Raw genomic sequence first — 11,466 nt, forward strand, 5'->3', positions numbered from 1 at the left:
GCGCGAAGGCGATCGCCGCCGGCGCCTCGCCCTGCAGCCACAGCGCGATATCGCCGGTCAACAGCCACGTGTGCCCGGCGAGCAGGCCGAGGAGCAGCACGCCGGTCACCCCGAGCACCACGACCGCCAGGGTGATGCGGAACCGCGCCCCGCTGCGCACGCCGAAGCGCACCCGCGGAGGCTCCCGCGTCGGGCCGGCGTCGCGCAGGCGTCGAGCCATGAGCACGAGCACGATCGCCCCCAGCAGCGTCGTCGCGACTCCGGTCGGGATGAGGATCGCCGCCTCGGCCCCGATGATCGCCCGCAGCAGAGCATCCGAGAGGATCACGACGATCGCGCCGAGCAACCCGGCGGCCGGGATCAGGAGCAGATGGCGGTTCAGGCTCGGCACCACCCGCGTCAGCAGGCGGGCGAGCACGGGCGCGCACAGCCCGACGAAGCCCATCGGCCCCGCCAGCGTCACCGATACCGCGGTGAGCGTGACGGCGAGCAGGATGCCGACGGCCCGCGTCGAGCGGATCGGCACGCCCAGGGAGGATGCCGTGTCGTCGCCGAGCGCCAGGATGTCGAACCGACGCGCGAGCAGCAGAGCAGCCGCCGTCACCACGACCACGACCGGGGCGGCTTGCAGGAATGCGGTCAGGCCCAGCTGGGACAGGCTTCCGCTCCCCCACGCGAGCAGCCCCTTGGTCTCTTCGTCGAACAGGATGAGCAGCGTCGAGGTGCCGGCCTGGAACGCGAGCGCGAGGGCCGTGCCCGCCAGGATCAGCCGCGTGGTGGACGAACCCGCACCGCCGGCGAGACCGAGCACGATCCCCGCCGCGACGATGCCCCCGGCGAATGCGACAGCGCCCGAAGCCCACACCGGCACGGCGATGCCGAACGCAGCGAGTGCCGTGACAGCCAGGTAGGCGCCGGCCGTCACCCCCAGCGTGTCCGGCGAGGCCAGAGCGTTACGGGCGAGCGACTGGAGGAGGATGCCGGCCACGCCGAGCGCCACACCCACGGCGACGCCGGCGGCGAGACGCGGCACTCGCGACCCCCACAGCACCTCGGTCTCCGCGAACACCGCACCGCTGGTGCCCTGCGTGAGATGCCAGCACGCGACGGCGACGAGCACCACGACCAGGGCCACGAGGACGCCTATGCCCGTGAGGAGAGCCCCGGCCCGGCGTCCCTCCGCCTCGTCGGGTGCGACCGCAGGAGCCGGACGCGCCGACTCCGTCGCGGCCGTCTCGTCGAGGCGAAGGGCACCCGTCACTTCGAGAGCACCTCGAGGTAGCCGTCGATGATCTGCTGGGTGGAGCGCGGGCCGCCGAACGTCCAGATCCCGGCGGGGAAGGCGGTCAGGCGCCCCTCGGCCACAGCGGGAAGCGAGGTCCACGCCGGGTTGTCCTGCAGCGCGTCGATGAAGCTCTCCGACTCGGGATCTTCGGTGCCGGTGTAGAACAGACTGGCGTCGCCGACCGTGGTCATGCCCTCCACATCGGTCTGCCCAAGGCCGTAAGCGGGGTCGACCTCGCCGGTCCACGCGTTCGTGAGTCCGAGCTTCTCGCCGATCTCACCGACCAGCGACCCCTGACCGAACGGACGCAGCGCGACATTGCCGCCGTCGACCCAGCCGTCGAAGAACACGAACTCCTTCGTGGGCAGGTCAAGATCGGCGAGCTCGGCAGAGGCAGCGTCGAGGTGCTCCTGGAACTCGTCGGCGACGACCTCGGCGCGCTCCTCCCGCCCTGTCACCTGGGCGATGAGATCGAGCGTGCCGAGCATCTTCGCGATGGGGTCGGCGGCATCCGCGCCGACGGTCGCGAGCACGGGCACGTCGTAGGCCTCGAGCTGGGAGACGATGGGGTCGTCCGCCGCACTGACCTCGACGATCACGAGGTCGGGCTCGGTGCCGAACAGCGTCTCCAGGTTCGGCTCCTGGCGGGTGCCCACATCGGTCACGCCCTCCGGGAGCTCCTCCGCGGTGACCCACGTGCTGTAGCCCTCGGCGTCGGCGACCGCGACCGGCGTGACGCACAGCGACAGCGCATCCTCGATCTGCTGCCACTCCAGCACCGCGATCCGCTCGGCCGGCTTGTCGAGCTCGACCGTGCGACCGAGGTCGTCGGTAACCGAGACGGCGCCCGTCGAGGTCGCGGTGGTGTCGTCGTCGCACCCCGCGCTCGTCGACGCCGACGCGTCGGAGGCGGTGGGGGCCTGAGTGGTGCCGCAGCCGGCCAGGGCCATCACGAGCGCGCCGCCGAGGGCGACCAGGGCGAGGGATTTCTTCTTCATCGTGTTCTTCCTCCGGGAGGGTGGGGGTCAGGATGTCGCAGTGGCGCGATGGCGTCCGTGGTGTCGACCGCGCGGGAGCACCCGGACGAGGCCGGTCTCCTCATCGATCTCGGTGTCGATGCGCAGGCCGTAGACGTGCGAGAGATTCGCGCCCGTGAGCACCTCGGCGGGAGTACCGACCGCGTGCACTCGACCGGAGTGCAGCAGCACCACGTCGTCCGCCACCGATGCCGCGTGGTCGAGGTCGTGCAGCACGACGCCGAGGGCGGTGCCGTGGTCGTCGGCGAGCTCGCGGATCAGATCGAGAGTCTCCACCTGGTAGCGCAGGTCGAGATGGTTGGTCGGTTCGTCGAGCAGAAGCACGCCGGTCTCCTGCGCCAGCGCGGTCGCCAGCCACACGCGTTGGAGTTCGCCTCCCGAGAGCTGGTCGACGGGACGGGAGGCCATGGCGCCGAGTCCGGTCAGGGCGAGCGCACGGGCGACAGCGGCACGGTCCGCATCGCTGACGCCGGAGAATCGGCCCCGGTGGGGGTGGCGACCGTACGCCACCACGTCGGAGACCTCGATGCCGGACGGATGCGGCCGCGACTGCGAGAGCATCGCGACGGCCTTCGCGAACTCCTTCGCAGAAAGGGCGGCGGCGTCGCGGGTCTCGTCTCCGCCGATGCGCACGCTTCCCGCCTCGATGCGGTGCAGACGCGCGAGGGCGCGCAGGACGGTCGATTTGCCGCTGCCGTTCGGGCCGATGAGCGCGGTGACCCGGCCGGGAGCGAGCTGTAGCGACACGTCGTGCACCACCCGGGCACGGCCGTATCCGAGCACGAGGGATCGGCCGTGCAGGGAGGGGGATCCGGTCGTCATCTCAGCCTCGCATGGCGACGCCGCGACGCCAGTAGCCCATGAACGCCACCTGCCCGCGATCGATGCCGAGGTCCTTGACCAGGTGGCGACGCAGCGTGGTGACCACGCCGCTCTCCCCCGCGATCCAGAAGTACCGTTCGGCCGCAGCATCCCCCGTGGCGATGTCCTCGCCGAGACCGGAGTAGTCCGGCGTCTCCCACAGCAGGTCCTCACCATCGATGTCCTTCACCCGGATCTCGTCCGTGGCGTCGGCGTCGCCGAGGTGGGCGAGCACGGCGGGGATGAGCCGCAAGCCGTGCGGCTCACCGATGTCGCGCGGCAGCCAGTGCACCTCGACCCCCGAAGGTGCGTCGATGCGGAGGACGTCGGCGGGCGAGGGCACTTCGATGAAGGCGACGCCGCGCAGATCCTGCGGTGCGTCCTCGAGGATGCGGGCGATCGCCGGAGCGGCCGTCTCGTCACCGGCGAGCACGACCGATGCCGCGGTCCCCGGCGCGAACTCGGCCCCTCCGTGCGCGTCGACATCCACCCCGCGGCGCGGGCCGACCAGGTAGAGCTCCTGCCCGACCGCGGCCTGGCTCGCCCACAGCGACGCGGGTCCGGTCAGTCCGGGTTCGAGGTGCAGCACGAAGTCGACGTCTACCTCGGTGCCGATCTCGTCATCGACCCGCAGCTCGCGCACGGAGTAGGTGCGCATGGACCCGCGCTCCTCCTCGGGCACCGCGAGGAACGCCTGCCACCAGTTGTCGGATGCCCTGTCGAGCTCAGGCAGGACTCCGGATGCGGGTGGGAACACCAGTTTGATGCGGCTGTCGAACACCTCACCCGGCGTGCCGAACTCGAACAGGTCGTCGCCGCCGAAGGTCACCCGCACGAACGAGGGCGAGACGCGCGCGACCCCCCGTACCTCGGCGCGGGTGAGGATGTAGGTCGGACGGTCGGTCGTGGTCGTCTCAGCGGACATGGTGCCTCCCGATGGGTGTGACCATCGGCTTGCCGGAGACCGGATCGATGGTGATCTGATTGGCGAGGCCGAAGACCTCTTCGACGAGTTCGGCGGTGACGATGTCCTGCGGCGCACCGGTCGCGTGCACCCGCCCGTCCTTCATCGCCACCAGCTCGTCGGCATAGCGGGCCGCGAGATTGAGGTCGTGCAGCACCATGACGATCGTGGTGCCGCGCGAGACGCTCAGGTCGGTGAGCAGGTCGAGGACCTCGACCTGGTGGGCGACGTCGAGGAAGGTGGTCGGCTCGTCGAGCAGCAGGATGTCGGTCTCCTGTGCGAGCGCCATGGCGATCCACACCCGCTGGCGCTGACCGCCCGAGAGCTCGTCGACGCTGCGGTCGGCCAGATCGGAGATGCCGGTGGCGTCGAGGGCATCCGCCACGACCTCGTAATCGTGGGTGCTCCATCGGGCGAGCATCTTCTGATGCGGGTGCCGTCCACGGCCGACCAGATCGGCGACCGCGATGCCCTCGGGCGCGACGGGCGACTGCGGCAGCAACCCGAGGATGCGCGCGACCTCCTTGGTGGGGCGGGCGTGCACCGATCTGCCGTCGAGCACGATCTGGCCGTCGCTCGGAGACAGCAGGCGCGCCAGCGAGCGCAGCAGCGTGGACTTGCCGCATCCGTTCGCCCCCACGATGGTGGTGATGCGACCGGGGGCGATCTGCAGGTCGAGGCCGTCGATGATGGTGCGGTCCCCGTAGGCGAGCGTCACCCCCTCGGCGGACAGGCTGTGCGAGACGGTCATAGCGAACCCCCGGAGCGGTTGGTGCGGATGAGCAGGTAGATCAGGTACGGCGCGCCGACGACGCCGGTGATGACACCGACGGGATAGCGGGTGCCGAAGGCGAACTGGCCGATCAGGTCGCCGCCGAGCACGAGCACGGCTCCGACGAACGCCGACGGCAGGAGCAGGTTGGCGCCGGGGCCGGTGATGCGCGCGGCGATGGGGCCGGCCATGAACGCGACGAAGGCGATGGGGCCGGTGGCCGCGGTCGCGAACGCGAGCAGCGCGACCGCACCGAGGATGAGGAGCAGGCGGGTGGCGTTGACCCGGATGCCGAGGCCGGCCGCCGAGTCGTCGCCGAGCTGAAGCGCCCCGAGCGCGCGCCCCTGCGACAGCATCAGCGGCACGATGATCAGGGCGGCGATCGCCATCGGCAGCACCCGCTCCCACGACGCGTTGTTGAGGCTTCCCGTGAGCCACTGCATCGCGGTCTGGATGTCCCAGTTCGCCGCGCGCGACAGCATGTACGAGATGACGCTCTGCAGCATGGCCGCGACGCCGATACCGATCAGGATGAGTCGGGTTCCGGCGAAGCCGCCCTTGATCGACAGCAGGTAGATCACGAGGGCGGTGACGACGGCGCCGCCGAGAGCGAGCAGCGACACGACCGGCCCGTTCACGGACAGCACGACGATGCCGAACACCGCGGCGGCCCCGGCACCGTTGGAGATGCCGATGATGTCGGGCGAGGCGAGCGGATTGCGCAGCATCGTCTGGAAGCACACACCCGCCATTCCGAATGCGATGCCGGTGAGGACGGCGAGCACCGCCCGCGGCAGTCGCAGATCGCCGACGGTGAACGAGGCGCCCGGCACGGTCTCTCCGAGGATCACCCGGATCACCTCATCCGGCGTGTAGAACGTGTTGCCGACCATGAGCGCCACCGCGAAGAGGGCGAAGACCAGGACGCCGAGGACGATCGTGGCCACCGCATGCCGGCGGTGGCGCGAGCGACGCCCCGCGACGATACGCGCGATCCGGGCGGATGCCGGCTCGTCGACCCGGTCGAGGGTGTGCTCGGTGTGCTCTGTCGTGCTCACAGCTCACGCACCTTCTGCCGGCGGACGATCCAGATGAAGAACGGGGCTCCGATGATGGCGGTGATGATACCGACCTGGATCTCCTCCGACGATGGCGCGATCACCCGGCCCACGATGTCGCTTGCGGTCAGCAGCGCGGCGCCGGCGATCGCCGAGAACGGGAGCAGCCAGCGGTGATCGGTGCCCACCAGCATCCGGCACACGTGCGGGATGATCAGACCGACGAAGCCGATCGGCCCGGCGATCGCGGTCGCGGCCCCGGCGAGGATCACCGCGCCCAGCGCCGAGATCATGCGCGTGCGGAACACGTTCTCACCGAGCCCCTTGGCCATCTCGTCTCCGAGGGCGAGGGAGTTCATGCCCCGGGAGCACAGGAAGCAGATCAGGGCGCCGATGGCCAGAACCGGTGCGGTGAGCGCGATGCGCGGCCACTCCGCGCCACCGACGCCGCCGATCTGCCACGACTGGAACGTCTGCAGCAGGTCGACGCGGGGCAGCATGACGGCGCTGATGAGCGAGGCGAAGGCGGCCGAGGTGGCGGCACCCGCGAGCGCGAGCTTGAGAGGTGTCGCTCCCCCGCGTCCGAGGGATCCGACCGTGTAGACGAAGACGGCGGCGAGCCCTGCTCCGGCGATCGCGAACGCCATCTGGCCGTAGGGGTCGGCGAGACCGAAGAAGGCGATGCCGCACACCACGGCCAGCGAGGCGCCGTTCGAGACGCCGAGGATGCCGGGGTCGGCGATGGGGTTGCGCGTCACGGCCTGCATGGTCGCGCCGGAGAGGGCGAGTGCCGCACCGACGAGGAGGGCCAGGACCGTGCGGGGGATGCGCTTGACGATCGCCGCCTGCGCGATCGTGTCGGTCTGACCGGTCAGGGCCGCGGCGATGTCGTCGAATGAGACGGCGCGCACGCCGAACGAGATCGACAGGATGGTGAGGACGACGAGCACCACGAGCCCGATGAGGAGCCAGAGGGTTCGCACCAGCACCGGGCGCCGCAGGTCTGCGGCCCCCGGTGCGGGCGCGATGACGGTTGCTGAGGTCACTGGGTATTCACTCCGCGGAGGCGGATCGAACGACTACGGAGCGAGCGGTGCAGCCAGGAGCGCGAGGTAGTCGTCGAGACCCCACGGAATCGACAGCGGCGACGGGTTCGCGGAAGCCGCGATGGGGGTGGCGTCGGGAAGGACCGCGATGCGACCCTCGGCGATCGCCGGGATCTTCGACAGCAGCGGGTCGGCCTGCAGGAGCGGGATGATCGACTCGTCGCCGTAGGTGATGAACAGGTCGACGTCGTCGAACTTCTGCGCCTCTTCCGCGCTGACCGTCAGGTAGAACTGGTCGCTGTCCTTGTTCTCCTCGACGATCGAGGGGAACGGCAGACCGAGGTCGTGGAGATAGCCCGGGCGGGTGTCGATCGCCGTGTAGTACCCGATCTGGCTCAGGTCGGTCGGGTCGATGTAGGAGAACAGGACCTTCTTGTCCTTCAGCACACTGTTCGCCTCGAGCGCCTTCTGGGCGTCGGCGTCCAGCTGCTCGATCAGGGCGTCGCCCTCCTTCTCGAGGCCGAGGGCCTTCGAGTCCATCTCGATCATCTCGTCGACCGAAGTGCCCCAGGCGACCTTCGGGTAGGCGATGACCGGAGCGATCTTGGAGAGGGTGTCGTACTCCTCCTGCGTGAGGCCGGAGTAGGCGGCGAGGATCACGTCGGGCTCGGTGTCGGCGACGGCCTCGTAGTCGATGCCGTCGGTCTCGTCGAACAGCACCGGCGTCTCGGCCCCCATCTCGTCGAGCTTCTCCTCGACCCAGGGCAGCACGCCGTTGTCGTCATCGTCGCCCCACGACGCCTTGCTCATGCCGACCGGAACGATGCCCAGCGCCAGCGGCACCTCGTGGTTCGCCCATGCGACGGTCGCGACACGCTCGGGCTTCTCGGTGATCGTGGTCTCGCCGTAGACGTGCTCGACGGTGACGGGGAAGGCGTCGTCGGATGCGGGGTTGCCGCCGGCGGTCGAGGTCGACTCCGGGGCAGAGGATGCGCAGGCGGAGAGACCGATGGCGAGCGCGGCGGCCGCGCCGATGGCGAGGATTCGAGAGGTGCGCACAGGCGTTCCTTCGGGTTCGGGGTGAGGGGGCGGCGCGTCACTTGCGCCCGGGCCTTTGGTAAGCCTCGCCTAATCTAACACGGAGGTTAGGGGAACCTCACCCCGGATTCCCTGCCGCGTGCTGCCTCTCGAATCGCGCGATTCGCCGCGAATCGCCGCCGGTTGGGACCATTCACGCGATTCGAAAGCTGCGGGTGGCACGAAAAAACCGGCCGGATCCGTGAGGATCCGACCGGCTTCAGGAAGTCAGCGCGCGCTCAGAGAGCGCGGATGTTCGCCGCCTGCATGCCCTTGGGGCCACGCTCAGCGTCGAATTCGACCTTCTGGTTCTCGCGGAGCTCCTTGAAACCGGAGCCGGCGATAGCCGAGTAGTGGGCGAAGAGGTCGTCCGAGCCGTCATCAGGAGCGATGAAGCCGAAGCCCTTTTCCGCGTTGAACCATTTCACAGTGCCAGTGGCCATGTGTTTCTACTTTCTGTTGACTTAGCCGTTTACACGGCCTACGCCGAATCGGAACATCCGAGACGCGCGCACAGTCACGCTACCACGGCAGGCTGGGCAGGGACACGGAACTGTCGATTCTTCTGCACGAGAGCCGCTTCGGTGCGTGTGCTCACACCGAGCTTGCGCAGCACGGCCGAGACGTGCACGCTCACGGTCTTCACGCTGATGAACAGCCGCTCGCCGATCTGCCGGTTGCTCAGCCCTTCGGCGATCAGCTCGAGCCCCTGCCGCTTAGGAGCCGTGAGCAGGTCGTCGCCCGACGGCGGATCGGCGGGGGCACGCAGTCCGGCGTCGGTGGCGAACCGGGCGACCGCAGCCCGCACCTGGGCGTTGCCGAGTGCCTCCGCGAGGCCTGCCGCCTCGGCGAGCACCGACGCCGCGGTGACGCGCTCCCCCTCGTGGACGAGCAGACGCGCGCGCTCGAGCCGGAGCACGGCGCGGAAGACGACCGGTACGTCTTCTCCCTCGGCATGGTGGAGGGCCGCATCCAGGGCGTCATGGCACGGGGCGAGCAGCGCATCGAGGATCGTCGACCACGCGTCGTCCTGCAACTGCGCGGGTTGCGCGCACCACGCCGCACGGACGGCATCGGATGCCGTCGTGGTGTCGGCGCCCTCGGCGCGCAGCTCGGCGATGATCGCCCCGCCCTCCAGCAGCAGCCGGCGCTGGTGCAGCAGCGCCGGATGTTCGTCGCGCAGCATCTCGAGAATGGTGTCGAGCGCCCTCCGGAGATTCCCCTCGCTCTCGGCCACAGCCACCGTCATCATGATCCGGTCGTACCAGATCTGCCGCTCCGAGCCGCCCGTCTCCTCGAACGCCGGCAACCACTCCTGCAACAGCTCTGCAGCCTCGGCCGACCGCCCGCGCCAGGCCAGCACCCGCACGCGGGTCATGCTCATGTACATGCGGAACACACGCAGGGTTCCCTGCACGAAGTCGCGCGACAGCATCTCTTCGACCCGATCGATCTCGCCGAGTTCGAGCAGGGGCACCACCATGTTCTGGGCCATGATCGACCCCGAGGTGCGTTCGACTCGGAGCTCGCGGGCACGCCGCAGTCCCTCTTCGGCGACCTCGACCGCCTCGCGGTAGCGGCCCAGCAGCGTGAGCAGGTCGGAGTAGTTGACGCGATAGCGCATCTCGGCCGTCGTTCCCGCCGCGAGCTCACGCGCCCGCTCGTACTCGCGCACCCCTTCGTCGACCCGGCCGAGGTGCGCCAGAGAACCGCCGCGCACGTTCGCGGCGATCGACAGCTGGTCGGTGGAGTCGGCTCCGGCCGCCCCCAGCTCAGCCTCATCCGCGAGACGGATCGCCTCTTCTCTGTCGCCCGCGATCATGCGTCGGCTCGCGAGCTGGTTGAGCAGCTCGGCCCGGAACACCTCGTCGCCGATGCGCTCCTCCGCGATGGCCAGGGCCTGCTGCAGCAGCGGGATCGCACCGAGGCGGCCGAGGTTGACCAGGTACAGCGCCTTGTTGCGCAGGAGTCGGGCATGCAGACGCGGGTCCACTGTGGCGGGGTCGATCTCGGCGAGCGCGACATTCGCGACCGCGAGCGCCCGCTCGCCGTCGCCCGCATTGCGCAGGATCGATCCCAGCACCAGGAGCAGGTCGAGTCTCTCGACGCGTGCCGCCGCGGCGGCGTCGGGCACGAGCGGCCACAGTTCCAGTGCCAGTTCGCCGAAGCGGGCCGCGCTCGCGAACGCGTACTGCCCCTTCGCGTGGCGCATGGCGTCGGCGGCGGCGACGAGCGCCTTCCGGTCGTCTTGCGCGAGCTGCCAGTGATAGGCGAGGGCCGCGGCGTCGCTGGTGTCCGACCCCGCGCACTGCGCCTCGAGCGCCTCGGCATAGGCGCGATGCAGGCGTGCCCGCTCGCCGGGGAGCAAGTCGTCGTGCACGGCCTCGCGCAGCAGGGCATGCCGGAACCGGTAGTCGTCGTCGCCCACGACGAGGATGCCGCTGCGCGTCGCCTCGCGGATCGCCTCGTCGAGGCGTTGCTCCGGCAGATCGACGAGGCCTGTGATCAGCGGATGGGAGAGCGGACGCTCGGCGCCGGAGACGACCTGCACCACACGCCGTGCATCGTCGCCGAGCCGGTCGAAGCGGGCGAGCAGCAGGTCGCGCAGACCGTCGGGGAGCGGACCGTTCGCGCACCCCGCGATCTCCTCGATGAAGAAGGGCACGCCCTCGGCCCGCTCCTGCATGCGATCGAGAGCGGTCTCGGTCAGCGCCCGGCCGGTGATCTGCTCGGCCAGCTCGCGAACCGCGGCCTCGTCGAGCCGGCCGAGGGTGAGGCGCTCGAGCAACCGCGCGCGCGTCGCCTCGCCGATGAAGCGGCTCACCGCATCCCCGCGGCGCACATCGTCGGTGCGGCAGGTGAGGAGCAGCAGGATGCGGCCGCGGCTCAGCGCCCGCAGCAGGAAGGAGAGGATGGCGAGCGTCGACTCGTCGGCCCAGTGCAGGTCTTCGACCACGAGCACCTGCGGGGCGCGTTCGGCCGCCGCCTCGATGAGGGAGGCGATCGCATCGCGCAGGCGCTCGGGGCTGGTGCGGTCGCGATCGGTCGGGGAGTCGACGAGTTCGGGGAGCAGCATGCCGAGTGCCTCGACCCCCACCCCCACCGACTCGCGCACCCGGTCGACGCCCATGCGTGTGACGATCGACCGGAGGATGCCGGTGAGCGGTCCGTAGGGCGTTCGCGAGGCACCCAGATCGAGGCACCAGCCCACATGCACGTCGGCGGCCGGCGCGATCTCGGCGGCGAACTCGCGCAGCATGCGCGACTTGCCGATGCCGGCCTCGCCCTCGACGAGCAGGGCGGCCGGGACACCGTCGCGCACCCCGGCGAACGATCGGCGCACCTCGGCGAGCTCGGCCTCGCGGC

General features: G+C 70.2%; 10 protein-coding genes. All 10 read right to left on the reverse strand.

Features of this window, described 5'->3' with window-relative positions:
• Positions 1–1,261, reverse strand: a 1,261-nt coding sequence (locus tag B2869_RS03675; protein WP_292762899.1) for an iron chelate uptake ABC transporter family permease subunit, incomplete at its 3' end; no start/stop codon positions are given.
• On the reverse strand, positions 1,258–2,283 hold the full coding sequence (locus tag B2869_RS03680) for an iron-siderophore ABC transporter substrate-binding protein (protein WP_021198336.1): 1,026 nt from the start codon (positions 2,281–2,283) through the stop codon (positions 1,258–1,260). The genes B2869_RS03680 and B2869_RS03675, both read right to left, overlap by 4 nt.
• A 27-nt stretch (positions 2,284–2,310) precedes the next feature.
• Positions 2,311–3,144: an ABC transporter ATP-binding protein gene (locus B2869_RS03685; RefSeq protein ID WP_292762904.1), complete on the reverse strand. Its 834-nt coding sequence runs from the start codon at positions 3,142–3,144 to the stop codon at positions 2,311–2,313.
• A 1-nt stretch (position 3,145) separates the two neighbouring features.
• The gene (locus B2869_RS03690; RefSeq protein WP_292762907.1) at positions 3,146–4,108 is read right to left on the reverse strand and encodes a siderophore-interacting protein; all 963 of its coding nucleotides are present in this window, start codon (positions 4,106–4,108) and stop codon (positions 3,146–3,148) included.
• Positions 4,098–4,898, reverse strand: a complete 801-nt coding sequence (locus B2869_RS03695) for an ABC transporter ATP-binding protein (RefSeq protein WP_029260078.1) — start codon at positions 4,896–4,898, stop codon at positions 4,098–4,100. The genes B2869_RS03690 and B2869_RS03695 overlap by 11 nt, the downstream gene beginning before the upstream one ends.
• Positions 4,895–5,977 carry a FecCD family ABC transporter permease gene (locus tag B2869_RS03700; protein ID WP_292762913.1) on the reverse strand — a complete coding sequence of 361 codons (1,083 nt, stop codon included), beginning with the start codon at positions 5,975–5,977 and terminating at the stop codon, positions 4,895–4,897. The genes B2869_RS03695 and B2869_RS03700 overlap by 4 nt, the downstream gene beginning before the upstream one ends.
• A complete protein-coding gene (locus B2869_RS03705) occupies positions 5,974–7,023 on the reverse strand; it encodes a FecCD family ABC transporter permease (RefSeq protein WP_029265115.1) in 1,050 nt (349 codons plus the stop codon). The genes B2869_RS03700 and B2869_RS03705 overlap by 4 nt, the downstream gene beginning before the upstream one ends.
• 33 nt (positions 7,024–7,056) lie before the next feature.
• Positions 7,057–8,082 (reverse strand): iron-siderophore ABC transporter substrate-binding protein, encoded by a 1,026-nt coding sequence (locus B2869_RS03710; protein ID WP_029260081.1) that lies wholly within the window; start codon positions 8,080–8,082, stop codon positions 7,057–7,059.
• A gap of 257 nt (positions 8,083–8,339) precedes the next feature.
• Entirely contained in the window at positions 8,340–8,543 is a 204-nt protein-coding gene (locus tag B2869_RS03715) for a cold-shock protein (RefSeq protein ID WP_017831237.1), read from the reverse strand.
• Between the two features lie 74 nt (positions 8,544–8,617).
• Positions 8,618–11,466, reverse strand: a 2,849-nt coding sequence (locus B2869_RS03720) for a helix-turn-helix transcriptional regulator (RefSeq protein ID WP_292762936.1), incomplete at its 5' end; no start/stop codon positions are given.

This window comes from Microbacterium sp. UBA3486 (assembly GCF_002377845.1).
GTDB classification, from domain to species: Bacteria; Actinomycetota; Actinomycetes; order Actinomycetales; family Microbacteriaceae; genus Microbacterium; species Microbacterium maritypicum_A.

Coding starts and splice junctions, on each gene's coding strand:
- B2869_RS03695 (WP_029260078.1), bottom strand. CDS start 4,898: ATGACCGTCTCGCACAGCCTGTCCGCCGAGGGGGTGACGCTCGCCTAC.
- B2869_RS03715 (WP_017831237.1), bottom strand. CDS start 8,543: ATGGCCACTGGCACTGTGAAATGGTTCAACGCGGAAAAGGGCTTCGGC.
- B2869_RS03690 (WP_292762907.1), bottom strand. CDS start 4,108: ATGTCCGCTGAGACGACCACGACCGACCGTCCGACCTACATCCTCACC.
- B2869_RS03680 (WP_021198336.1), bottom strand. CDS start 2,283: ATGAAGAAGAAATCCCTCGCCCTGGTCGCCCTCGGCGGCGCGCTCGTG.
- B2869_RS03685 (WP_292762904.1), bottom strand. CDS start 3,144: ATGACGACCGGATCCCCCTCCCTGCACGGCCGATCCCTCGTGCTCGGA.